This is a genomic window from Ewingella sp. AOP8-B2-18, from assembly GCF_052376015.1.
GTDB classification, from domain to species: Bacteria; Pseudomonadota; Gammaproteobacteria; order Enterobacterales; family Enterobacteriaceae; genus Ewingella; species Ewingella allii.
This window is the reverse complement of sequence record NZ_JBQSVB010000013.1, coordinates 86801-110011: the sequence shown is the minus strand read 5'-3', so window position 1 is coordinate 110011 and position 23211 is coordinate 86801. Positions and strand designations below refer to the sequence as shown.

The 23211-nt window shown below is 52.8% G+C and carries 20 protein-coding genes and 2 pseudogenes; 9 read left to right on the top strand and 13 right to left on the bottom strand.

Annotated features, from left to right (window positions below):
- Nucleotides 1–695, bottom strand: a pseudogene (locus ACT3RR_RS20205) (IS3 family transposase); the annotation flags it as partial.
- Between the two features lie 70 nt (nucleotides 696–765).
- Here ACT3RR_RS20205 and ACT3RR_RS20200 point away from each other — a divergent pair.
- Nucleotides 766–1464 (top strand): annotated as a pseudogene (locus ACT3RR_RS20200) (site-specific integrase); the annotation flags it as partial.
- Nucleotides 1465–1490: 26 nt separating this feature from the next.
- Here the strand turns inward: ACT3RR_RS20200 and ACT3RR_RS20195 are convergent.
- The 4 genes from ACT3RR_RS20195 to ACT3RR_RS20180 all read right to left on the bottom strand — a co-directional run bounded on the left by ACT3RR_RS20195 (nucleotide 1491) and on the right by ACT3RR_RS20180 (nucleotide 4288).
- Entirely contained in the window at nucleotides 1491–1940 is a 450-nt protein-coding gene (locus ACT3RR_RS20195; RefSeq protein ID WP_034790685.1) for a cysteine cluster protein YcgN, read from the bottom strand.
- A gap of 122 nt (nucleotides 1941–2062) precedes the next feature.
- Nucleotides 2063–2719, bottom strand: coding sequence for a fumarylacetoacetate hydrolase family protein (locus ACT3RR_RS20190; RefSeq protein ID WP_353502148.1), 657 nt, complete (start codon nucleotides 2717–2719; stop codon nucleotides 2063–2065).
- Between the two features lie 22 nt (nucleotides 2720–2741).
- Nucleotides 2742–3896, bottom strand: coding sequence for a lytic murein transglycosylase (locus tag ACT3RR_RS20185; RefSeq protein ID WP_353502149.1), 1155 nt, complete (start codon nucleotides 3894–3896; stop codon nucleotides 2742–2744).
- Nucleotides 3897–4015: 119 nt separating this feature from the next.
- Nucleotides 4016–4288 carry a YcgL domain-containing protein gene (locus ACT3RR_RS20180; protein ID WP_353502150.1) on the bottom strand — a complete coding sequence of 91 codons (273 nt, stop codon included), beginning with the start codon at nucleotides 4286–4288 and terminating at the stop codon, nucleotides 4016–4018.
- 136 nt (nucleotides 4289–4424) lie between these two features.
- Here ACT3RR_RS20180 and minC point away from each other — a divergent pair, with 136 nt between their 5' ends.
- From minC to minE, 3 genes are read left to right on the top strand one after another with little or no spacing between them, the layout of a single operon-like run.
- Complete coding sequence (minC, locus tag ACT3RR_RS20175; protein WP_034790690.1) at nucleotides 4425–5114, top strand: septum site-determining protein MinC; 690 nt, start codon at nucleotides 4425–4427, stop codon at nucleotides 5112–5114.
- A gap of 24 nt (nucleotides 5115–5138) precedes the next feature.
- Nucleotides 5139–5951 (top strand): septum site-determining protein MinD, encoded by an 813-nt coding sequence (minD, locus tag ACT3RR_RS20170; protein ID WP_353502151.1) that lies wholly within the window; start codon nucleotides 5139–5141, stop codon nucleotides 5949–5951.
- 3 nt (nucleotides 5952–5954) lie between these two features.
- Nucleotides 5955–6224 (top strand): cell division topological specificity factor MinE, encoded by a 270-nt coding sequence (minE, locus tag ACT3RR_RS20165; RefSeq protein ID WP_353502152.1) that lies wholly within the window; start codon nucleotides 5955–5957, stop codon nucleotides 6222–6224.
- Between the two features lie 337 nt (nucleotides 6225–6561).
- Here minE and rnd read toward each other — a convergent pair whose 3' ends face one another.
- The 5 genes from rnd to ACT3RR_RS20140 all read right to left on the bottom strand — a co-directional run bounded on the left by rnd (nucleotide 6562) and on the right by ACT3RR_RS20140 (nucleotide 13108).
- The gene (gene rnd, locus ACT3RR_RS20160; RefSeq protein ID WP_353502153.1) at nucleotides 6562–7683 is read right to left on the bottom strand and encodes a ribonuclease D; all 1122 of its coding nucleotides are present in this window, start codon (nucleotides 7681–7683) and stop codon (nucleotides 6562–6564) included.
- Between the two features lie 128 nt (nucleotides 7684–7811).
- A complete protein-coding gene (gene fadD / locus ACT3RR_RS20155; RefSeq protein ID WP_353502154.1) occupies nucleotides 7812–9509 on the bottom strand; it encodes a long-chain-fatty-acid--CoA ligase FadD in 1698 nt (565 codons plus the stop codon).
- Nucleotides 9510–9715: 206 nt separating this feature from the next.
- The gene (locus tag ACT3RR_RS20150; protein WP_496200994.1) at nucleotides 9716–10360 is read right to left on the bottom strand and encodes a Slp family lipoprotein; all 645 of its coding nucleotides are present in this window, start codon (nucleotides 10358–10360) and stop codon (nucleotides 9716–9718) included.
- A 63-nt stretch (nucleotides 10361–10423) separates the two neighbouring features.
- On the bottom strand, nucleotides 10424–11125 hold the full coding sequence (gene tsaB / locus ACT3RR_RS20145; RefSeq protein ID WP_496200993.1) for a tRNA (adenosine(37)-N6)-threonylcarbamoyltransferase complex dimerization subunit type 1 TsaB: 702 nt from the start codon (nucleotides 11123–11125) through the stop codon (nucleotides 10424–10426).
- A gap of 69 nt (nucleotides 11126–11194) precedes the next feature.
- Nucleotides 11195–13108, bottom strand: coding sequence for a DNA repair helicase YoaA (locus ACT3RR_RS20140; protein ID WP_353502157.1), 1914 nt, complete (start codon nucleotides 13106–13108; stop codon nucleotides 11195–11197).
- A gap of 143 nt (nucleotides 13109–13251) precedes the next feature.
- Here ACT3RR_RS20140 and ACT3RR_RS20135 point away from each other — a divergent pair, with 143 nt between their 5' ends.
- A complete protein-coding gene (locus tag ACT3RR_RS20135) occupies nucleotides 13252–13596 on the top strand; it encodes a RidA family protein (protein ID WP_496200992.1) in 345 nt (114 codons plus the stop codon).
- A gap of 77 nt (nucleotides 13597–13673) precedes the next feature.
- Here the strand turns inward: ACT3RR_RS20135 and ACT3RR_RS20130 are convergent, their stop codons facing one another.
- The 3 genes from ACT3RR_RS20130 to zwf form a co-directional block, all read right to left on the bottom strand.
- Nucleotides 13674–14315, bottom strand: a complete 642-nt coding sequence (locus ACT3RR_RS20130; protein ID WP_496200991.1) for a bifunctional 4-hydroxy-2-oxoglutarate aldolase/2-dehydro-3-deoxy-phosphogluconate aldolase — start codon at nucleotides 14313–14315, stop codon at nucleotides 13674–13676.
- Nucleotides 14316–14500: 185 nt separating this feature from the next.
- Nucleotides 14501–15196 carry a 6-phosphogluconolactonase gene (gene pgl, locus ACT3RR_RS20125; RefSeq protein ID WP_353502160.1) on the bottom strand — a complete coding sequence of 232 codons (696 nt, stop codon included), beginning with the start codon at nucleotides 15194–15196 and terminating at the stop codon, nucleotides 14501–14503.
- Between the two features lie 10 nt (nucleotides 15197–15206).
- A complete protein-coding gene (gene zwf / locus ACT3RR_RS20120; protein ID WP_034790717.1) occupies nucleotides 15207–16682 on the bottom strand; it encodes a glucose-6-phosphate dehydrogenase in 1476 nt (491 codons plus the stop codon).
- Nucleotides 16683–17090: 408 nt separating this feature from the next.
- Between zwf and ACT3RR_RS20115 the strand changes: the two genes are divergently transcribed.
- From ACT3RR_RS20115 to ACT3RR_RS20100, 4 genes are all read left to right on the top strand, one after another.
- The gene (locus ACT3RR_RS20115) at nucleotides 17091–17960 is read left to right on the top strand and encodes a MurR/RpiR family transcriptional regulator (protein ID WP_353502161.1); all 870 of its coding nucleotides are present in this window, start codon (nucleotides 17091–17093) and stop codon (nucleotides 17958–17960) included.
- 256 nt (nucleotides 17961–18216) lie between these two features.
- Nucleotides 18217–19659 (top strand): pyruvate kinase, encoded by a 1443-nt coding sequence (gene pyk, locus ACT3RR_RS20110; protein WP_353502162.1) that lies wholly within the window; start codon nucleotides 18217–18219, stop codon nucleotides 19657–19659.
- Nucleotides 19660–20364: 705 nt separating this feature from the next.
- Nucleotides 20365–21879 carry a pyridoxal phosphate-dependent decarboxylase family protein gene (locus tag ACT3RR_RS20105; RefSeq protein WP_496200995.1) on the top strand — a complete coding sequence of 505 codons (1515 nt, stop codon included), beginning with the start codon at nucleotides 20365–20367 and terminating at the stop codon, nucleotides 21877–21879.
- A gap of 16 nt (nucleotides 21880–21895) precedes the next feature.
- Complete coding sequence (locus tag ACT3RR_RS20100) at nucleotides 21896–23200, top strand: lysine N(6)-hydroxylase/L-ornithine N(5)-oxygenase family protein (protein ID WP_485900970.1); 1305 nt, start codon at nucleotides 21896–21898, stop codon at nucleotides 23198–23200.
- Nucleotides 23201–23211: the final 11 nt, after the last annotated feature.

The following is a 23211-nucleotide window of genomic DNA, read 5'->3' as shown; positions in this document are numbered from 1 at the left end:
ATAAGTCACATCACCGCACCAGGCCTGATTAGGCTCGGTAACAGCAAACTGGCGATCCAGATAATTAGGGATCTCAATGTGTTCCTTAGACGCCTTCTTATAACGATGGCCAAGTTGCTGACAGCTGATAATATTGAGCGCTTTCATCAGCTTTGTTGCCCGCCAGCGGCTCAGTTTTATACCTTTGGTTGTGAACATCGCGGCAATGCTTCGTGCTCCTGCTGAGCCGTTACTCTCGCGATAAACTTCACGCACAAGGCTCAGTAATGCCACTCTCGAGGCGTCAGGCTTCCTGGGCTGCCGCCAGTATTTATAACTGCTGCGATGAACCCCAAGCACGTTGCACACAACGGCAACAGGAAACCGCGCCCTGAGTTTCTCAACTAATGAGAATTGTTCAGGGAGTCTGACATCAAGAGCACGTTAGCCTTTTTTAATATATCCCTTTCTATTTCAACGCGTTGAAGTCTTTTCTTCAACTCACGTATCTCAATCTGCTCTGGTGTCATGGGTGAAGCTTTGGGGGATTTTCCCGCTCGCTCTTCTTTCAGTTGTCGAACCCATTTGTCCATCGTGGATTTGCGGACATTCATCGCAGTGGCAGCGGCGGCAACGGTGTAGTGCTGATCGAGTACAAGCTGGGCAGCTTCGAGGCGAAACTCGGGGCTAAAATTGCGTCTGTTACGTCCGGTCATAATTTCACCTGTTTTGACTATGAGGTGATGATATCACCTCTATTCAGGTGGCTAAATTCAGTGTGCCACTACAAAATCAGAGCCAGACCCATTAACTAGGGAGGAGTATGCGAGGCTTATAGAAGTTGCACCGTCACTTCAGGTGAAGAACATCTGGCGATTGGCGGTGAATACAGGGATGAGGCATGGGGAGATTTGCGCGCTGGCTTGGGAGGATATCGACCTGAAGGAGTGGACTATAACCATCACCAGAAATATGGCCGTTGTTAATCACTTCACGCCACCAAAAACAGAGAGCGGCAACAGAACTATCAAGTTGACGAACTCTGCTATCGAGCCGCTGAAGGAGCAAATGGCTTTAACGAGGATGGGGAAGCAAATAAAGGTAGATGTTCACCTTCGAGAATTTGGCAGAATTCGAAAAGATGATTGCACCTTCGTATTCTCCGCTCGCCTATCTGCAAGAAATGGAAAAGGTGGAGAATGGTACTCTCCAGGCGTGTTTAGCGGAACGTGGAACTTTGCCTTGAAAAAGGCTGGCATTCGTCATCGCAAAGCTTACGAAACAAAGCACACTTTTGCATGTTGGGCATTGAGCGTCGGGGCGAACCCCAATTTTGTAGCAAACCAAATGGGGCACACTTCAGCGCAGATGGTGTACAGCGTTTACGGAAAATGTATGAGTTAGAACAACAGCAATCAGATGGACATTTTAAACGCAGGATTTACGGGTGATGCCCCGTATATGCCCCGCGCTATATCACAGTGATGAAGTTCTTCAATAACTTCAATTAGTTACTTCGCCCAGCTAGGCTTATTTAAGATGTGGTCCTGCCAGTCCTCGACGTCGTCTTCGCGTACGGCGATGTAGCGCACGGAAATTCGCTCGGTGTGCATGGCGGATTTGGATGACTTATGCAGCAGCGGGTGCCATGGGAATAGCGGCTTACCCTCACCTATGAGGCGATACGCGCAAGTTGGTGGCAACCAGTCGAAGGTGGTGAGATTTTCACGGGTGAGTTTGATGCAATCCTCCTCCAGCGTGAAGCGGCGCTCGTAATTACGGCATTGGCAGGACTTAATGTTTAACTGGTTGCAGGCCACGTTGGTGAAATAGATTTCATCGGTGTCTTCGTCAATCAGCTTGTGCAGGCAGCATTGCCCGCAACCGTCGCACAACGCTTCCCACTCTTCGTCGGTCATTTCAGGCAGCGTTTTTTTCTGCCAAAAGTTGGGTTCAGTCATGGTGGCATCCGGTTCAAGTATAAAATGAGGGGGCTTATATAAACACTTTAGTGCAGAGATGCAAGTAAAGCCGCCCGAAATATCTCCGGGCGACCCACTGTCTTGAGGTAGATCAGAAAGCGCTAAATAACGCGAGTGGTCACCGACTTGCCGTTAACCGCGACTTGGATAGTGTCGCCGCCGGCCATCGGGCCGACGCCCTGTGGCGTACCGGTGAGAATAATATCTCCCGCGCGCAGCGTGAAGAAACGACTCATATAGGCAATCAGGGGCAGGATCTTAGTCAACATATCCTGCGTGTTGCCACTCTGGCGCACTTCATTATTCACAATCAGCTGGAGATCAGCCGACTGGGCGTCCCCAAACTCACTGACCGGAATAAAACCGCTAATTGGGCAAGAGCCGTCGAAGCCTTTGGCTTTTTCCCATGGCTGCCCTGCCTTCTTGAAGCCTGCTTGCAGGTCACGCAGGGTTAAATCCAGCGCAACGCCGTAACCGGCAATGGCGTTCGCCACGCGATCTTCGCTGGCTTGCTTGAGCGGCGTGCCGATCAGCACCGCCAATTCCACTTCGTGATGCACCGAACCTAAGTTCTGCGGAATGGCAATCGGCTGGCGAATATCGCAGAGCGCGGTTTCTGGTTTGATAAACAGCACCGGCTCGGGCGCAACCTGACTGCCCATCTCTTTAATATGGTCGGCGTAGTTACTGCCAACACACACCACTTTATTCACCGGAAAATCAAGTAATGCACCATTCCAGTCACGGTGTTGATACATGGGAAGCTCCTGAAAGTGTCAGTCAGCCGCCAAAGGGATTACGCCCCGTCGGCGCCGGAGAGGTCGCAGCCGGATCTGAGTTTTGCTCAGCTGGTGCAGCCTGTGATTGTTGCGTGACGGCGTCTGCCATCATGCCGATGCTCAATGCGAAATAGGTCGAACGGTTCCAGCGCATTATTGTGCGGAAATTATCATAGACCAGGAAGGCGCGGCCTTGAAGGTCATCCGGGGTGATAATCCATGCGCGGGTGGCGTTAGAAGCCAGTGGGCTGCCATCTACCTGCGTCACGCCCTGCTGCTGCCAATAACTGGCCGGGTGCATCTGATTGTTCTTCAGGCCGGTTTTGCTGGCATCAAAGCCGGCAGGCAGTTTCACTTCCTGTCCCCAGCTCTGATTGGCTTTCCAGCCTTCGGTAGACAGGTAGTTAGCGGTGGAAGCAAAGACGTCGTCGGTATTGTTCCAAATATCGATTTTGCCGTCGCCGTCGCCATCAGCGCCGTAGTTTAGATAGGAGGACGGCATAAATTGCGACTGCCCCATGGCGCCCGCCCACGAGCCTTTCATCATGTCGCTGGTTGCGTGGCCGGAATCGACGATTTTCAATGCCGACATCAGCTCTTTAGTAAAGAAGGCTTCGCGGCGGCCTTCAAATGCCAAGGTGGCGAGGGCCGAGAAGACATCCTCTTTACCCTGAATCTTGCCGAAGTTGCTTTCCATAGCCCACAGCGCAACGATGTATTGCGGCTGCACGCCGTAACGCTGGCTGGCCTGAGTTAACGCAGGCAGGTTTTGCTGGTAGTTGATTCGCCCCTGCTCGATTTTGGCTTCAGGCAGAACGCGCTTGAGGTAATCGTCGAGGGTAATTTTCTTTTCGAGCTGGTTACGGTCGGAGTTAATTACCCGATCGATAAAGTGCACATTGGCAAAGGCGCTGTCGATAGTCGCCTGACTAATCCCCTGCTGGCGAGCCTGAGTTTTCAGTTGCTCAACGTAGCCTGGAAATTGAGCCGGGTCACGCCCCTGCTCGGCCAACGTGGTTTTCGCAGGCTTCTCTGCGGCAGGAGCCTGAGCCGCAGGGGCTTGGGCCGCCGGAGACGCGGGGGTAGCAACACTTTCCTTAGCACAACCACTCAGCGTTACGCTCGTAATAAGCACAGCCAGTACCGACAATTTCATCAATCTGTTCCTTTTATCAAAGCACTTACACGTTGTTTACAACCTGAATGAGCCAGAAGATGAATGCAACCCGACAGCTCTGAATTTACAAAAACCTACCCAGAAGGACAGTATTCGCTTTATTTTTCGCCGTTTTGCAGATGCATATTCAATAAACTTTCCATCGGCGGTGGCACTTGCAAATAATAGCCCTGCTCGAGGAGTGATTGTTTTACTTTCTCAATATCGGCGGTGGCTAACTTTTCTCTTTGCCCCAGATTAATCGACATTGAGAACTGCGGTTGGCCGAAACCTTGTAATAATTCTTCAGGAACGCGAGAGAAATCGTCTTTTTTTTCGACATACAGGTAAGTCTGGTCACGTTTGGTACTTCTATAGATCGCACAAAGCATTTTTTTAACTCTAATTTATTGAAACGGTGGCTTGCCTAGATATAACTGTAACTATAACATGCTTAACGTACATCGGAATATCGCCCCCCGAGTGGTATTCCGGGGATTTAAAGTTGCTGAGACTGAGTCAGGATAGATGTCACAATCGCCAATAGAACTAAAAGGCAGCAGTTTTACCTTATCGGTTGTTCATTTACATAGTTCACAACCTGAGGTTATTTATCAGGCGTTACAAGAAAAAGTGGAGCAAGCTCCTGCTTTTCTGAAAAATGCCCCTGTTGTTATCAACGTCGCTGCGCTGACTGGCGAAGCGAACTGGAAAGACATTCAACAGGCTGTCGCTTCTGCTGGTTTTCGCGTTGTGGGCATCAGTGGTTGTAAAGACGAGCGCCAAAAGCGCGCCATCTCTCGCACCGGCTTGCCGCTGCTGAGTGAAGGCCGTGCCCAACGCGTAGCCGCCGAGCCGCCTGCTCCTGTTGTACCAGACAATGCGCCAGCGAAAACTCGGATCATTAGTACCCCTATCCGGTCTGGCCAACAAATTTATGCCCGTAACAGCGATCTCATTGTGACCAGCAGTGTGAGCGCCGGTGCGGAACTTATTGCCGATGGTAACATCCACATATATGGCATGATGCGCGGCCGTGCGCTGGCCGGTGCCGCAGGTGATGCAAACTGTCAGATATTTTGCACGCACCTGGGGGCTGAGCTAGTCTCTATCGCAGGGCAGTACTGGTTGAGTGACCAAATCCCGTCCGACTATTATGGACAGGCAGCCCGCCTCAGCCTGTTAGATAACGTGTTAACCATACAACCTTTAAACTAAGCCCTTTTGACAAGGAATCCTTTCATGGCACGCATTATAGTTGTTACATCGGGTAAAGGGGGCGTTGGCAAGACCACTTCAAGCGCAGCCATTGCTACCGGTCTAGCTCAAAAAGGTAAAAAAACCGTTGTTATCGACTTCGATATCGGTTTGCGTAACCTTGACCTGATCATGGGCTGTGAGCGCCGCGTTGTTTATGATTTTGTTAACGTGATCCAAGGTGATGCCACGTTGAATCAAGCGCTTATCAAAGATAAACGCACTGACAACCTGTTCATTCTTCCTGCTTCCCAAACCCGTGACAAAGACGCATTAACTCGTGAAGGCGTAGAGAAAATTCTTAACGACCTTAACGACATGGAATTCGATTTCGTGGTCTGTGATTCACCCGCTGGTATTGAAACCGGTGCTCTGATGGCACTGTATTTCGCTGACGAAGCTGTGATCACCACCAACCCAGAAGTCTCTTCTGTACGTGACTCCGATCGCATTTTAGGTATTTTGTCTTCAAAATCCCGCCGCGCTGAGAAAGGCTTAGATCCAATCAAAGAACACCTGCTTCTGACTCGCTACAACCCAGGCCGTGTAAGCCGTGGTGACATGCTGAGCATGGAGGATGTGCTTGAAATCCTTCGCATTCCGTTGGTCGGCGTTATTCCTGAAGATCAGTCTGTACTGCGCGCGTCTAACCAAGGCGAGCCGGTCATTTTGGATCAGGAATCTGACGCAGGTAAGGCGTACGACGACACCGTCAGCCGTTTGCTTGGTGAAGAACGTGCGTTCCGTTTTATTGAGGAAGAGAAGAAGAGTTTCCTGAAACGCCTTTTTGGGGGATAAACCATGGCCTTGTTAGATTTCTTTCTGTCCCGTAAAAAGCCGACAGCCAATATAGCCAAGGAACGGCTACAGATCATCGTAGCAGAGCGACGCCGCGGGGACAGTGAACCCGCCTATCTGCCAGATCTGAAGCGTGATATTTTAGCGGTCATCTGTAAGTACATTCAGATTGACCCTGAAATGCTCAACGTGCAGTTTGAACAGAAAGGTGACGATATCTCGGTACTTGAGCTTAACGTGACGCTGCCGGACTCGGAAGAAGCGCCTAAATGACAGAGATGGACATGTTCTGTTTGAAGGCGTTTGCTTCAAAATAGCTGCCCCCTGTTCGTCAGGGGGTAACTGTATATTTATACAAGTTACTCTTGTCCGCTGTTAATATTCCATAAAATTCGATTGAGAGTTGTCCCATTCTTACTCACTTAACCTTGCCCTATTCTGCAATAATTGCTGACCCTAATTCGTGTAGTATCCCCCCTTATTTCATTCCGCTAAAAATACGTTTCTCGATAAATAAAAAAAGAGCAGAACCGGTCTGCCCTTCTTTAATTTGTGATTTATCTCAAACGCTATCTCAAAGCACGACTGTTTATTTATCAGCCGCTGGGTTTTAATAATCTTTGAGGATTTCCAGCAAGCGCGTTTTTAACAAATCACCGCGCCAACCGCTTATAATTTCCGGCTCGCTTTCTTTGGTTTTTAACTGCCAGTGCCAATTTAATAACTGGTTAATTTGGCGTCTTGAGGCTAATAGCTCGACGCTCAGGCCACTCTCTTCGCTCACGGTTTGAATAAGCGCTTTGATATCTTTGAACACCTTGCGGTAGCCCGGTTGGTCAATCAGGCTCGACAATGGCGCAGGCAGCTCCTGCTCGTCCATAGCATTGGCTTCGGCCACCAGCGCCAACAGCGTACGGCCGTGGTAGCGAATTTCCGGGCCGCTCAGGCCTAATGCTTCCAGCTCGCCCAGTGACGTCGGCTGATAGCGCGCAACCTGCCACAGATTCTCTTCTCTCACCACGAAGTTCACCGCCAGGTCGCGCTGGCGAGCCTGTGTTAAACGCCATGACGCCAGCTTCTGCAAACAGGCCAGTTGGCGCGGACGTAGCTGGAAAGCATTGGTGATGTCGAGATAAGCCTGCTCCGGCTGCAACACTTCAGCACGGCGGCGACACAGCGACAGGCACTCGTCCAGCGCGGCGTCCATCCAACCTGCTTCCTGCGTTTCACGCATCAACTGCTCGGCCAGTGGTAGCAGATACCACACGTCGGCCGCCGCGTATACGCACTGCTTTTCGCTCAGCGGGCGGGCAATCCAGTCAGTGCGCGACTCGCTTTTATCCAGCTCAACGCCCGTGGTTTCCGCCACTAAACGTGCAAAGCCGCAAGAGAGCGGACGACCGCTGAACGCCGCGAGGATCTGAGTATCAATCAGCGGAACGGGAAGCACGCCAAAAGCGTTGAGGAATACTTCGAGATCTTCACTGCCTGCATGGAGGAATTTCACCACGTTTGGGTTCACCAGCAGGTCAATAAAGGGCTGCCACGCGGTGATCGGCAGTGGGTCAATCAGGGTCAGCGTTTCACCATCAAACAGCTGGATCAGCCCTAACTGCGGGTAGTAGGTGCGGGTTCTGACGAACTCGGTATCAAGGGCAATCTGGCTATGAGCCTGAGCTTGCAAACAAACCTGCGCAAGCGCGTCATTGGTGGTAATCAACTGATAGTTCAAACTTTGATTCTCTTAATCATATACCCGCCTTCTGACTGTCAATCGAAGGATGGATATTATTGCGTAAAACGTAACGACGCCGGACTTAGCCGGCGTCGTGGGAATCTGCGTATGATGAACCTAATTCGCTAGGCCGCGCTCTGCTTTGCGTCTGGCTTAGGTTTTTTATGTTCATCACGGAGCTCACGACGAAGAATTTTGCCAACGTTCGACTTTGGCAGTTCATCGCGGAACTCAACAATCTTCGGCACTTTGTAACCCGTCAGCATGCGTCGACAATGCGCCAGCAGCTCTTCGCTGGTCAGCGACGGATCTTTCTTCACGACGCAGATCTTGACGATCTCCCCGGATGATTCGCTCTCCACGCCGATAGCGGCCACTTCGAGCACTTTCTCATGCTGGGAAACGATATCTTCAATCTCGTTAGGATAGACGTTGAAACCGGAGACCAGAATCATGTCTTTTTTACGATCAATGATGCGTAAAAAGCCCTGCTCGTCCACTGTAACGATATCGCCGGTTGAGAGCCAGCCATCTTTTAACACTTCATCAGTCGCTGAGGGGCGCTGCCAATAGCCCAGCATCACCTGCGGCCCGCGAATTAACAGCTCGCCCGGCTCGCCGAAAGGCACTTCCTGGCCATTATCGTCGACAAGCTTCACCTCTGTCGATGGCACCGGCAAACCAATGCTGCCACTATAATGTTTCAAATCATAAGGGTTGCCCGCCACCAGCGGTGCGCACTCGGTCAGGCCATAACCCTCCAGCAGATGCTTGCCGGTGAGTTTTTCCCATTTATCCGCCACTGACTTCTGCACCGACATCCCGCCGCCCACAGACAGTCGCAGCGTGGAGAAATCCAGTTCGCGGAAATCTTCATTATTGAGCAGCGCGTTGAATAATGTATTCACACCACTGATGGTGGTGAATGGATATTTCGCCAGCTCTTTCACCATTCCGGGTATATCCCTTGGATTGGTGATAAGCAGGCTGCGGCCGCCCATTTCAATAAACAACAGGCAGTTCACGGTAAGTGCAAATATATGGTAGAGCGGCAGCGCGGTAACCACTAAATCATGGCCGGGTTTAAGCAGCGGAGAATAGGCGGCTTTAGCTTGTTCGAGGTTGGCCTGCATATTCCGGTGGGTCAGCATCGCGCCTTTGGCCACGCCGGTCGTGCCGCCAGTATATTGCAGGAAAGCCAAATCGCTGTTGATAACATCCGGCTTAATATATTGCATCCGCCGCCCCTGTTGCAGGACGCTGCGAAATGAGATGGCATTTGGCAGATGATATTTCGGCACCAGCTTTTTGACGTATTTCACCACGAAGTTAACCAGCGTGCCTTTGGCGGCGGAGAGCTGGTCGCCCATGCGGGTCAAAATTACGTGTTTAACCTGGGTTTTGTAGACCACCTTTTCCAACGTGTGGGCAAAGTTGGAAACAATGACAATCGCGCATGCGCCGCTGTCATTCAGCTGGTGTTCTAACTCACGCGGGGTGTAAAGCGGGTTAACGTTGACCACCACCAGCCCGGCGCGAAGCACGCCAAACAGGGCAATCGGGTACTGCAACAGGTTAGGCATCATCAGCGCAACGCGGTCGCCCTTCTTCAGCCCTAACTCATTTTGCAAGTAGGCGGCAAAAGCGCGACTGCGCTCTTCGAGCTTACGGAAGGTCATCACCTCGCCCATATTGATAAAGGCCGGGTTGTCCGCGAAACGCAGGGCAGCGTTTTCGAACATTTCGACCAATGAGCTATAGCGATCCGGGTCGATGTTCTCAGGAACATCAGAAGGGTAACGTTTTAGCCAGACCTTTTCCAAGGTATCACTCCTGCAATAATGTGCTGCTGCCATCTCAATATGACGAGTTTTATCATGCCTGTAACAATATTTTAACTCAGCTTACCAGTTGCGGTTCAAACAATGTTGAGGTTGAGAGGCTTGTCACTAATTTGTTGTGGGCTTCCATGGCCCAAAAAAGAAAAAGGCGACCAGAGTCGCCTTTAAAGTCTTACTCTACTGCTTAGTTATTCGGTCACGAAGGTTTCTACACGAGCCGGTTGTGGGTCATACCAGCCCGGTCCCCAGCCTGGACCAAAGCCTCTGCCCCAGCGCGAGTTATACGGGCCGTAGTAGCCCCACGGGCCAATCGGCTGTGGCGGCATCACCACCTGTTGAGACAGGCGCCAGCGTTTGTAGCTGTTAACGTCCACGGTGACAAAGTTGTAAGAGGTCTGGCCGATGGTGCCCTTCTCCGCGCCGGTTATTGGCCCGACGACGGTGACCAACTGGTCGCGCAGATCGACCGGATCCACAAAGCCGTTCACATAGGCGTGAATTCGCCCCAGCGACGCGGCGCCCAGAATCGGCCTTGCTGCGTCATCCAGCGGCACGGTGGCGATTTCCAGCCGCGTTTTGTTCTGCTCATTGGTCACGCTGATCACTTTACCGCCGAAGCGCGACTCTTGGCCGACATACAGCTGCGGCGCGCCCTGCACCACTTGCAGATTCATCTGCGGTGTATCCGTGGTACCGCGAATATCCGCAGGCACGGTAACACAGCCGGACAGCAACAAAACGCTTAAGCCGATGGCGCTGAGTGCCAGGCGTTTAGACTGAAAAACAGAACATTTAAAACCAGAAAACTGTTGCACTGCCGACCACCTACGCATTGTGAGAACTCCTGGACCATACCTACAATTTTGACCACGATTTAGTTCACAAGTTGCTAAAACTTAACGGCCCGGAAGCTTTTTCCAGGTCACTTCATTACGCAAGTAAACCGGCTCGGCATGCTCCGCGCTGACGCGAATGCCGGATTTCCACATGTTCAGCGCCAGAGGCAGCATATCTTCGGCCTGCGGCAGACACATTTTGCCATCAAATAATTCCACGGCAGATGATTCACCCAGCAAATCTGGGTAGGTCTGCCAACCGGTGCCAACAGTGGCAAAACGCCCGGTCAGTGCCTGAGCGCGGGGTAACAGCTGCTCGGGTTTCAGCACGGCTTCGGACTGCTCGCCCTGCCATTCGCCGTTTTCACCGCGTAGGTATTCACCCCAATAAACTTCACCCATGCGCGCATCAATCGCCGCTAAGACGCGTGTCGCTTGCGTCAGGCGATAGGCGCCCTGCGCCATGGTCATCAGCGTGGAAACGGGCAACAGCGGCAGCTCAGCGCCGAAGGCCAGCCCTTGCGCCACGCCAATGCCGATACGCACGCCGGTAAAGCTGCCAGGGCCGCGGCCAAAGGCTAGCGCGTCAACCTGATTCAGCGTCATGCCGGCTTCGGACAGGATCTGCTGCACCATCGGCAAAATGCGCTGCGTATGTTCACGGGCGCAAAGTTCGAAATGAGCGAGGGTTTCGCCATTATTGTAAAGCGCAACCGAGCAGGCTTCAGTCGCCGTATCAATTGCTAAAATTCGTGTGGACATGCCAAACCTCAGGCGGGAAAGAAAAGTTATGGGCCTTTTTCGCGGCCGAATATTAACACAAGCGCGGCGCTATTTCTGCTGTTGAGACTCTTGCAGGAAGCGGATTGCGCGGTCTAAATCTCGGGTGCGCGGCGTCGGCGGCAGGCTGTTTAAAAATACCTCGCCGTAAGGGCGCATCACCAGCCGGTTGTCGCAGATAATCATCACGCCGCGATCGTCGGTATCGCGGATCAAACGCCCGACGCCCTGCTTCAAGGTGATCACCGCGTCCGGCAGCTGGACTTCATTGAACGGATCGCCACCGCGCAGGCGGCAGTCTTCAATGCGCGCCTTGAGCAGAGGGTCATCCGGCGAGGTAAAGGGCAGTTTGTCGATAATCACGCACGACAGCGCCTCTCCGCGCACGTCTACCCCTTCCCAGAAGCTGCTGGTTGCCACCAGCAAGGCGTTACCCGCCTCGACAAACTGCGCCAGCAGCTGGCCCTTACTGGTTTCACCCTGCACCAAAACCGGCAGTGTCATGCTGGCACGAAACTCTTCGGCCAGTTCGCGCATCATCTGGTGCGAGGTGCAGAGGAAGAAGCAGCGCCCCTTGTTGGCTTCAATCACCGGGCGCAGCATGCGCGCCAGCTGGCGCGAGCCGCCGCGCTCGTTGGGCGAAGGCAGGAAGCGTGGCACGCAGAGCAGCGCTTGATTGGCGTAGTCAAAGGGGCTGGCGAGCAGCAGGGTTTCGGCGTCGTTCAGGCCGAGGCGCTCGGTAAAGTGATGCAGCTGATCGTTCACCGAAAGCGTCGCGGAGGTGAAAATCCACGCGCCCGGTTTGTCAGTCATCATTTCGCTGAATTTGTCAGTCACCGATAGCGGCGTCAGGGCCAGCACGAAGTGGCGCGAGTTGCATTCGTACCAGTAGCTGTAGCCGGGAATAGAGACATCTTTCAGACGCTTGAGGCGATTGCGATACAGCGTAGCGCGCTCGAACGCCGCGTCCAGCAAGGCCGAGCGGCCAAGGGAGAGCTTCACCACGTCGTAACAAAGCTCCAGCGCGTCATCAAGCAACAGCAGCGCGCGCTGGATGGCGGGCTGATTGAGCACGTCACGCAGATTGCCTCTAAAGCCCGGCTCGCCCAGTGCTAGGCGGAAGTCCATGGTGCTTTGGCTCAGGCGATCGGCGCTCTTTTGCAACTGAACCGAGTCGCGAACCTCGGTGCGATAGGCGATAGTGATGTCTTTCGCCATGTCCAGCAGCTGGCGGCTGGTCACCTGCTGGCCAAAATATTGGCTGGCAATGTCAGGGATCTGATGGGCTTCGTCGAAAATCATCACGTCGGCGGTGGGGATCAGTTCGCCAAAGCCGCTCTCTTTCACCACCATGTCGGCCATAAACAGGTGGTGGTTGACCACCACCACGTCGGCATCCATGGCTTTGCGGCGCGCCTTCACTACGAAGCAGTCTTTGTAGGCCGGGCAGTCGCTGCCCAAACAGTTGTCATTGGTACTGGTGACCAGCGGCCAGACATGGCTGTCTTCGGCCACCACCGAGCAGGTGCTGATGTCACCCTCTTCGGTCATGCTCGACCAGTTACGCAGATGCACTAAATCGCTCAGCGACTGGCTGGCAAGCTCGCCGCCGGAGAGCGATTGCTGCTCCAGACGCTCAATGCACAGGTAGTTGGAGCGCCCTTTCAGCAAAGCTAATTTGCCTTTGAATTTCAGCGCCGTGGCGACTTTTGGCAGGTCGCGGGAATAGAGCTGGTCCTGCAGGGCTTTCGAGCCAGTGGAGATAATGACTTTTTTGCCTGAACGCAGCGCGGGGGCCAGATAAGCGTAAGTTTTACCGGTACCTGTACCGGCTTCCACCACCAAACCTTGCTTATTTTTGATAGCCGTACTGACGGCCTGCGCCATGAGACGCTGAGGTTCACGGGGTTTAAAACCTTCAATTTTCTGCGCTAACGCGCCGTCTGGTGCAAAATCGTCTATCACGCTGTCTCTCTACCTGTACGGATCAGCAGTGATTATGCCAATCCTTACCCCTCTCTACCACCGACTTGTGCCGGTCCATTGCAATAAGCCTTTGTGATACCCTATTAGCAACATTAAAAAAGATGCCAAACAGGAGCACCTAAATGACTATCGAACGTATCAGACCCGAGCCGCGCATGTCCGACGTCGTGATCCATAACGACACCCTGTATTACACCGCCGTGCCGGAAAATCTGGACGCCGACGCCAAAGCGCAGACGGCTGAGACACTGGCTATCATTGACGCCGTGTTAAAAGAAGCGGGTTCTGATAAGAGCAAAATCCTCGATGCCACCCTGTTCTTGGTGCACAAAGAAGATTTTAAAGCGATGAACGAAGCTTGGGATGAGTGGGTTTCTCCGGGTAATGCGCCAGTGCGTTGCACCGTGCAAGCTAACCTGATGAACCCAAAATATAAGATTGAAATTAAAATCATCGCCGCGCGTTAATTCGCTTTTAGCGCCAAATGATGAAGACAAAAAAACCTCCCGCGGGAGGCTTTTTTATGCTGCGAAACAGCCGCAGATCACTGCTTGGCACCCGCTACGGCTTCTTGGGCCAGTTGGGTGATCCGCGCGTAATCCCCTGACTCCAGCGCATCTGCCGGAACCAGCCATGAACCGCCGATGCACAGCACGCTTTTCAGCGCCAAGTAGTCACGGTAGTTGTTTGGCGTAATGCCGCCGGTCGGACAGAAACGCACCTGCGGGAATGGCCCTGCGATGGCTTGCAGCGCTTTTACCCCACCGTTGGCTTCCGCCGGGAAGAACTTGAACTCGCGCAGACCGGCATCCAGACCCAGCATCAGTTCAGATACCGTGCTAATACCTGGGATCAGCGGAATTGGGCCAGCATTGGCAGCTTTCAGCAGCGGCTCGGTTAAGCCCGGGCTGATGGCGAACTGCGCGCCAGCGGCGGTTACTTCGGCCAGTTGTTCAGGGTTCAACACCGTGCCCGCGCCGATAATCGCGTCCGGCACTTCTTTGGCGATAGCTTTAATAGCGTCAACCGCGCAAGCGGTGCGCAGAGTCACTTCCAACACTCGCACGCCGCCCGCAACCAAAGCTTTCGCCAGCGGCACCGCGTGTTCGAGTTTGTTAATCACAATCACCGGAACCACCGGACCTGTGGTCAGGATCTGTTCCGCGCTTGTTTTCCAGTTTTTCATCGTTGTCTCCGTTCATGCCCGCAGGCATCGTTGTGATTGTTGGCGCGCCCCTGCCACAGGGCCTGCATGTTTGCAGGTTACCGACCACACCACATAGCTACTTTACAGCCGAATGATTGGGGATAGTAAATCTGAAAAAACAAAATAAAAAACCGCTGCATAGGCAACGGTTTTAGTGAGTGCTGTTAAGCCGACCAATAGACGCTGACCGGCGTTTGCTGTTGATTCAGCACCGCGCGGACCGGCATTTCATTCACGTCGGTCCCCTTTTCAGCGCGCTCATAGACATCGCGCTTGGCTTCGCCGTTCAGATGCAAATAGATATTGCGACTGTCGAGCAGCACCGGCAAGGTCAGCGTAATGCGGTCCAGAGGCGCAGTCAGCGGGGTCATACCCAGACAGGTGCGCCCCGAGTCCAAATCCAAGGCTTCGCCAAGGTTTGCCGCACCGGGGAACAGTGACGCCGTGTGGCCGTCATCGCCCATGCCGAGGATCACCACGTCGATAGGTCGCGGCAATTGCTGCAACGCCACTTCGGTGGCGGATGCCCCTTCAAACGGCGACGCGGCATCGTTCTTCAGGCCAATAAAGGTCGCGGCAAGCGCCGGGCCTTGCAGCAGGTTGTTACGCACCGTTTTTTCATTGCTGGCGCTATTGTCCGGGCTGACCCAACGTTCATCAGCCAAGGTGATCACCACCTTGCTCCAGTCCAGCTCCTGACGTGCCAGCAGCGTGAACAGGTCGACCGGCGTGCGGCCCCCTGATACCACCAGACTGGCTTTGCCGTTTGCTTTGATGCCTTCACGCAGCGCATCCGCAATCTTTCCGGCGAAGTTTTGGGTCAGCGCCAGCGCGCCGGAAAATTCGACAAAATTGGCCATCAGTTTCCCTTTATTCGAACTCGTTCCATGAACGACCATCGCGGGTGATCATCGCAACAGAAGCCACAGGGCCCCAAGTACCAGACTGGTAAGGTTTCGGTGCTTCGCTCTCGGCTGCCCACGCGTTCATGATGGAGTCTACCCATTTCCAGGCTTCTTCCACTTCGTCACGACGCACGAACAGCGCCTGAATACCGCGCATGGTTTCCAGCAGCAGACGCTCGTAAGCATCAGCAATGTGCTGCTCGTTAAAGGTCTCGGAGAAACTCAGGTCCAGCTTGGTGGTTTGCAGACGGTGTTTGTGCTCCAGACCCGGCACTTTGTTCAGCACTTCGATCTCGATCCCTTCGTCCGGTTGCAGACGAATGGTCAGTTTGTTCTGAGGCAGCTGCTGGTAAGAGTCGCGGAACAGGTTCAGTGCCGGGCTCTTGAAGTAAACCACGACTTCTGAACATTTGGTTGGCAGGCGTTTACCGGTACGCAGGTAGAAAGGTACGCCAGCCCACTGCCAGTTATCAATATCCACGCGAATAGACACGAAGGTCTCAGTGGCGCTGGTCTTGTTGGCGCCCTCTTCTTCCAGATAACCCGGAACCTTCTTGCCTTGCACGAAACCGGCGGTGTACTGGCCGCGAACGGTGGTTTCACGCACGTTTGACTGGTCAATGCGTCGCAGCGAGCGCAGCACTTTCACCTTCTCATCACGGATACGGTCGGTGCTCAGGTCAGCCGGAGGCGACATGGCAATCATGGTCAGGATTTGCAACAGGTGGTTCTGGATCATGTCGCGCATCTGGCCGGCTTTGTCGAAGTATCCCCAGCGGCCTTCGATCCCCACTTCTTCCGCCACGGTGATCTGCACGTGGTCGATAGTGCGGTTATCCCAGTTGCTGGCAAACAGGTTGTTGGCAAAACGCAGGGCCAACAGGTTCAGAACGGTTTCTTTACCCAGATAGTGGTCAATACGGTAGACCTGAGATTCGTTGAAATACTCTGCGACTTGGTCATTGATAACCTGGGAGGATTCCAAAGAGGTGCCGAGCGGCTTCTCCATCACGACGCGCGATGGCTCTTTGTTCAGACCGGCTTCACCCAGACCACGGCAGATGGCACCAAAGGTGCTTGGCGGCATGGCGAAATAGTTGATGGTGGCGCGGTTCTGCTGGTCGAGCATTTTGCCCAACACTTTGAAGTGCTTGAGGTCGTTGACATCAAGGTTACAGAATTCGAAACGAGCGCTGAGTTTTTCCCACAGCTCTGGCTCCATTTTTTCTTTCATAAAGGTCGTCAAAGCTTCTTTAACAACTTCTACATATGCAGCTCTGTCCCACTCCGCGCGACCTACACCGATGATTTTGGTGTCAGGATGGATGTGGCCAGCCTTTTCTAATTGATACAGGGAAGGCAACAGTTTACGGCGCGCAAGATCGCCTTTAGCACCGAAAATAACCAGGTCACACGCCTGGGCTGTCTGGGTTACCGCCATGTTCTTCTCCTTAGTGCAGGAATCACCCTCATAATTCATGTTGCAGGTCGATTCCCACAACCCGATTTATTCGGGGTATCTATTGTAATTTTATTTCAGCCACAATGTACTCTGATCGGTTGTAAGCAGTAAACCTCGATCTAAGACCTTAATAAATGAATTAAAACCACATATTTTGTCATGGTTGTTAAAATCGTTCAAAAATTACGCGAAGATATGTAATTTTATGACAAAACTGATAGCCATTTACCAGATTGAAATTTAGATCTCGGTCATACTCTGGTGATAAAAGCTTGAATTACACCAGTTTGCTCCTGCCAACCGTAGTTAGCTCGTAGTATATTTTCACCAAACCGACATGATTTCCTCTTTTCACAGAAATCGTTGAAACCTATGAGTGGCACCCTAATGAATACATTAGAAAAAATCCAAAGCCATTTGGACATTCTGAGCAAATCCGAGAGGAAAGTCGCAGAAGCAATTCTCGCCTCACCCCAAACCGCCATCCATTGCAGTATCGCGACCCTGGCCCGCATGGCCGATGTCAGTGAACCTACTGTAAACCGTTTCTGTCGCCGCCTCGATACCAAAGGTTTTCCAGATTTTAAATTACATTTGGCGCAAAGTCTGGCTAACGGCACGCCTTATGTGAACCGTAACGTCGATGAAAGCGACGGCGCCGATGCCTATACCGGCAAGATTTTCGAATCCGCCATGGCGACCCTCGACCAAGTCAAAAACTCGCTGGATATCGGCGCGGTAAACCGGGCGGTTGACCTGCTGACTCAGGCGAAAAAGATCTCTTTCTTTGGCCTCGGAGCCTCTGCCGCCGTGGCTCATGATGCGATGAACAAGTTCTTCCGCTTCAATATTCCGGTGGTCTATTTCGACGACATCGTAATGCAGCGTATGAGCTGCATGAACTGCACCGAAGGCGACGTGGTGGTGTTGATTTCGCACACCGGGCGCACTAAGAATCTGGTAGAACTGGCCCATCTGGCGCGGGAAAACGACGCCACGGTGATTGCCATCACTTCGCACAACACGCCGCTGGCTAACGAAGCCACGCTGGCGCTGCTGCTGGATGTCCCTGAAGACACTGACGTATATATGCCGATGGTTTCGCGTCTGGCTCAACTGACCCTGATTGACGTACTCGCCACCGGATTTACCCTGCGTCGCGGGGCAAAATTTAGAGATAACCTGAAGCGGGTCAAAGACGCGTTGAAAGAATCGCGCTTTGATAAGGGTATGCCCGTCCCCAGCGTTTTTGACTAAGCGTAGACCGAATGAAATAGAAGCGCCTTAAAAGGCACATTTTGAACATTGGGACCGCACAAATTAGACATTTTTTAGGGAGTTTGGCACCCTCAGCCTCAATGATGAACCCATCAATGTGCGCAGAAGTGCCTAAAACCAAACACGCGGCGAGTAACGCAGGTGAAACGCAATGGCCTTAAAATCACACACCGCACCGAAGTAGGTTACCGCTGTTTTTTGCACGACAAATGTTCACCAGTCAACGGAGTAATACATGTCCAGAAGGCTCAGAAGAACCAAAATTGTTACTACCCTCGGCCCTGCTACAGACCGTGATAATAATCTGGAAAAGATTATTGCCGCCGGCGCCAACGTAGTTCGGATGAATTTCTCCCACGGAACCGTTGAAGACCACATTATTCGCGCTAACAAAGTGCGCGAAATCGCCGCCCGCCTCGGGCGCCACGTTGCCATCCTCGGTGACCTGCAAGGCCCTAAAATCCGCGTATCGACCTTTAAGGAAGGCAAAGTCTTCCTGAACATCGGCGATAAATTCCTGCTCGACGCCAACATGAGCAAAGGCGAAGGCGATAAAGAGAAAGTCGGCATCGACTATAAAGGCTTACCGGCCGACGTGGTTCCCGGCGATATCCTGCTGCTCGACGATGGCCGCGTGCAGCTCAAAGTGCTCGAAGTTCAGGGCATGAAAGTCTTTACCGAAGTCACCGTTGGCGGCCCGCTGTCCAACAATAAAGGCATCAACAAGCTGGGCGGTGGCCTGTCAGCCGAAGCCCTGACCGAAAAAGACAAAGCCGATATCATCACCGCCGCAAAAATTGGCGTCGACTATTTGGCCGTCTCCTTCCCGCGCACTGGCGAAGACCTGAACTACGCTCGCCGCCTGGCCCGTGACGCAGGCTGCAACGCGCAAATCGTTTCTAAAGTAGAACGCGCCGAAGCCGTGGCAACTGACGCCGCCATGGATGACATCATTCTGGCCTCTGACGTGGTGATGGTTGCCCGTGGCGATTTGGGTGTGGAAATCGGGGACCCAGAGCTGGTAGGGATTCAGAAGAAACTGATCCGCCGCGCTCGCCAGCTGAACCGTGCCGTGATCACCGCAACCCAGATGATGGAGTCGATGATTACCAACCCAATGCCGACCCGTGCTGAAGTCATGGACGTGGCTAACGCCGTGCTTGATGGCACCGACGCCGTGATGCTCTCTGCGGAAACCGCCGCGGGTCAATACCCGTCTGAGACAGTAGCCGCCATGGCCCGCGTGTGTCTGGGCGCGGAGAAGATCCCAAGCATTAACGTCTCTAAACACCGCCTCGACGTGGAGTTCGACAACATTGAAGAAGCTATTGCCATGTCTTCTATGTATGCCGCTAACCACCTGAAAGGCGTAACGGCGCTTATCGCCATGACCGAGTCTGGTCGCACCGCGCTGATGATGTCACGTATCAGCTCCGGCCTGCCAATCTTCGCCATGTCGCGCCATGAGCACACCCTGAACCTCACCGCCATCTACCGTGGTGTTACTCCGGTGTTCTTCGACAGCAATAATGATGGCGTGGCCGCCGCGCACGACGCCGTTACCCTGCTGCGCGACAAGGGTTATCTGTTATCCGGTGATTTAGTGATCGTCACTCAGGGTGATGTCATGAGTACCGTCGGCACAACAAATACCAGCCGCGTATTACGAGTAGAGTAATAACCCGTCCAACCATAAGGGGAGTCACCTCCCCTTAGTAATAATCTAGTAATAAAAAGCCGATTCTGTGGAATCGGCTTTTTCATATTATTCCCTCCGCACTATTCATTTTATGCACAATAAATTCACCTCAAGATTAATATTCCGCTTTATTTACCCGCTATTTTTGTGCTTTATAATTCCACATTGTAATAATGGATTAGCTAGCAACAATCAAAAGACACAATGTTATTAATGGATAATATTCCATATTTGTTATTTAAAACCCGGACTAAAAGCGTCATTTGGAATAACAAATGTAGAAAGATCCTATGTGAATATGCCCCAGAACGGCCAAAACCCCACAAAAACGTGATGCAGATCACAAAATATCATTAACGATGCTACTTTGATGAGAATGTTTATCATTGTCATTGAATGATAATGATTTGCATTTATAATGTTCTTCATCGGTTAATGACCTAAAAAATGCCAATCACAGGAATTTACACAAGACAAAAGACTGATAATTTACCTTAACTAAATATCATTATACTAAACTCGCATTAGCGCGGCGCTTGCCCGTGCCTGATGACTAATAAACTTAATTTAACTATCCCGGCTAAGGCTGGCGGCTTCCCCACGCCTGCTGCAAGCCCAAACGGATAGCAAAAGGAATGTTTCATGAGCCAAATAAATTATTCCGAACTCTCTTTTACCCACGAAATGGTAAATGAAAATCAGGGTTTTATTTTCAATCAACACTCCACAGATGAGTGGCAAAAACACATTGAAAATGGCCTTGAAATAATCAAAGGCCATATTAATAACAAGGAAAAACCTTTTTCCGGCATTACTCCAGCAGAATTAGCCGATCAGTTCCGCCATATTGACCTGACTCAGCCCCTGCCCGGCACTCGATTGGCGCTGGAAGAATTAGATGATTTATATCTGCAACATGCGGTCTATTTCCACCACCCAAAATATATCGCGCACCTTAATTGCCCGACGGTAGTGCCGGCCCAATTAGCCGAGCTGTTTATCAGCGCCATCAACTCCTCAGTGGATACCTGGGACCAGAGCGCAGGCGGCACGCTGATTGAGCAAAAGGTGATTGACTGGACGCTGGCGCGGATCAAATTCGGCCCGCAGTCGGACGGCATTTTCACCAGCGGTGGCACTCAGTCTAACCTGATGGCGATGCTGCTGGCCCGCGACGCCTTCTGTAAGCGCACCCATCCTGAACACAGCATCAAATATCAGGGGCTGCCGTCTGACGCCAACCGCTGGCGCATTTTCACTTCACAGGTGAGCCACTTCAGCATCCAAAAATCCGCCGCCCTGCTCGGCCTTGGCTATGACGCCGTAGTGCCCGTCGCCTGCGATGACGCTTTCCGCATGGACGCTGACGCCTTGAAGCAAGAGATGGCACGCTGCCACGCCGAAGGGCTGATCCCTATCGCCGTGGTCGCCACCGCCGGCACCACCGACTTCGGTAGCATCGACCCGCTGCACGAAATCTCGCAGGTATGCCGCAGCGAAAACATCTGGATGCACGTAGATGCCGCCTACGGATGCGGCCTGCTGGTATCGCCGCAGCACCGCCAGCGCATTGACGGTATTGAGTTAGCGGATTCCGTCACCGTCGATTACCACAAATCCTTCTTCCAGCCAGTGAGTTGCAGCGCGTTCTTCGTCAACGACCAGAAGCATTTCGAGCACGTGGCCTGGTATGCCGACTACCTCAATCCACTGAGCGCCAAGCTGGAAGGTACGCCGAACTTGGTCAACAAGAGCATTCAAACCACCCGTCGCTTTGACGCCCTGAAAATGTGGCTGACGTTGCGCATCATGGGCCAGCAGGCGCTGGGCGAATCCTTCGACACCCTGCTGGCACTGGCGGTTGAAGGCCACCAGCAGATGGTCAATCACCCGAACATCGAGGTGCTGCATAAGCCTGAACTCAGCACCCTGGTGTTCCGCTTTGTGCCGCGCCAGTCGCTGAGCGACGAGCAGCTTGATGCGGTGAATGCCGATATTCGCAAAGCCATTTTCCGCTCGGGCAATGCGGTGATCGCCGGTACCAAAGTGGATCAACGCCAGTATTTGAAATTTACCCTGCTCAATCCAGCCACCACCGCCGCAGACATTGCCGACGTGATTGGTCTGGTTGTGCATTATGGCAAAGAGCTGACCAGCGCAGCGCTTAGCTCAGCTTTTCATCAAGGAACTGGCGAGTAAGGAACACACTATGTCTATGACGCAAAACAGCACTCAAACCTATGATTTTATCGCCGTGGGCATCGGCCCGTTCAACCTCGGACTGGCCTGCCTGACGGACCCGATTGAGCAGCTCAACGGGCTATTTATCGACCAAAATCCGGGCTTTGACTGGCACACCGGCATGATGCTGGAGAGTGCCATGCTGCAAACCCCGTTTATGGCGGATTTGGTGACGCTGGCAGACCCAACCAGCCGCTTCAGCTTCCTCAACTACCTGAAGCAAAAAGGCAAAATCTACTCTTTCTACATCCGTGAAAATTTCTTCATGATGCGCAAAGAGTTCAACCAGTACTGCCAGTGGGTGTGCAGCGAACTGTCTAATTTGAAATTCGCTACTCGCGTGGAAATGGTCACCTGGGACGAAGCCAAGCAGTGCTATCTGGTGCACACCCAGTCCACGCAGAGCAGCGAAAAAGCCGTATATCAGGCTAAGCGACTGGTGCTGGGCACCGGCCCGTCGGCCTGGATGCCGCCCTGCTCGCGCGGCGTGAGCCAGCAAATTCACCACTCCAGCGCCTATTTGCCGAACAAAGAACAGGTGCAAAGCTCGAAATCCATCACCGTGGTGGGCAGTGGTCAAAGCGCGGCGGAAATCTACTATGACCTGCTTTCCGACATCGAAAAACATGACTACCAGCTGACGTGGGTGACGCGCGCGCCGCGCTTCTACCCGCTGGAGTACAGCAAACTGACGCTGGAGATGACCTCGCCGGAGTATATCGACTACTTCCACCAGCTGCCGATGAGCAAGCGCGATCAGCTTAATCGCGAGCAAAAGGGGTTATATAAAGGCATTAACATCAGCCTAATCAATGACATTTATGACCTGATGTACACCAAGCGGCTCGACGGCCCGCTGAATGTCAATCTCTACACCCATTCCGAATTAACCGCCATGAGCCGCAACCCTGATGGCACGCTGGACATGACCTTCCTGCAACAAGAGCAGCGGCAGGAGTATCGCCACAATACCGAATCGGTGATTTTAGCGACCGGCTATGGCTACCAGCCGCCGCAGTGCATTGAAGGCATTCACTCGCGCATTCAGTGGGACGACGCCGGGCGTTTTGCGGTCAATCGCAACTACAGCATTGACGCCAATAACCAGATTTTTGTGCAAAACGCCGAGCTGCACACCCACGGCTTCGTGACGCCAGACTTAGGCATGGCCTGCTACCGCAACAGCAGCATCATCCGCGCCATGCTCGGTGACGATATTTATCCGATTGAAAAATCCATCGCGTTCCAGACATTTTGCGCCCGCGAACTGGGTGAATAACCCCCAATCAA

Bases quoted from the DNA above. Each gene is read 5' to 3' on its own strand.
- ACT3RR_RS20195 (WP_034790685.1), bottom strand. From the start codon at position 1,940: ATGACTGAACCCAACTTTTGGCAGAAAAAAACGCTGCCTGAAATGACC.
- ACT3RR_RS20190 (WP_353502148.1), bottom strand. From the start codon at position 2,719: ATGTATCAACACCGTGACTGGAATGGTGCATTACTTGATTTTCCGGTG.
- ACT3RR_RS20185 (WP_353502149.1), bottom strand. From the start codon at position 3,896: ATGAAATTGTCGGTACTGGCTGTGCTTATTACGAGCGTAACGCTGAGT.
- ACT3RR_RS20180 (WP_353502150.1), bottom strand. From the start codon at position 4,288: ATGCTTTGTGCGATCTATAGAAGTACCAAACGTGACCAGACTTACCTG.
- minC (WP_034790690.1), top strand. From the start codon at position 4,425: ATGTCACAATCGCCAATAGAACTAAAAGGCAGCAGTTTTACCTTATCG.
- minD (WP_353502151.1), top strand. From the start codon at position 5,139: ATGGCACGCATTATAGTTGTTACATCGGGTAAAGGGGGCGTTGGCAAG.
- minE (WP_353502152.1), top strand. From the start codon at position 5,955: ATGGCCTTGTTAGATTTCTTTCTGTCCCGTAAAAAGCCGACAGCCAAT.
- ACT3RR_RS20150 (WP_496200994.1), bottom strand. From the start codon at position 10,360: ATGCGTAGGTGGTCGGCAGTGCAACAGTTTTCTGGTTTTAAATGTTCT.
- tsaB (WP_496200993.1), bottom strand. From the start codon at position 11,125: ATGTCCACACGAATTTTAGCAATTGATACGGCGACTGAAGCCTGCTCG.
- ACT3RR_RS20135 (WP_496200992.1), top strand. From the start codon at position 13,252: ATGACTATCGAACGTATCAGACCCGAGCCGCGCATGTCCGACGTCGTG.
- ACT3RR_RS20130 (WP_496200991.1), bottom strand. From the start codon at position 14,315: ATGAAAAACTGGAAAACAAGCGCGGAACAGATCCTGACCACAGGTCCG.
- pgl (WP_353502160.1), bottom strand. From the start codon at position 15,196: ATGGCCAATTTTGTCGAATTTTCCGGCGCGCTGGCGCTGACCCAAAAC.
- zwf (WP_034790717.1), bottom strand. From the start codon at position 16,682: ATGGCGGTAACCCAGACAGCCCAGGCGTGTGACCTGGTTATTTTCGGT.
- ACT3RR_RS20115 (WP_353502161.1), top strand. From the start codon at position 17,091: ATGAATACATTAGAAAAAATCCAAAGCCATTTGGACATTCTGAGCAAA.
- pyk (WP_353502162.1), top strand. From the start codon at position 18,217: ATGTCCAGAAGGCTCAGAAGAACCAAAATTGTTACTACCCTCGGCCCT.
- ACT3RR_RS20105 (WP_496200995.1), top strand. From the start codon at position 20,365: ATGGTAAATGAAAATCAGGGTTTTATTTTCAATCAACACTCCACAGAT.
- ACT3RR_RS20100 (WP_485900970.1), top strand. From the start codon at position 21,896: ATGACGCAAAACAGCACTCAAACCTATGATTTTATCGCCGTGGGCATC.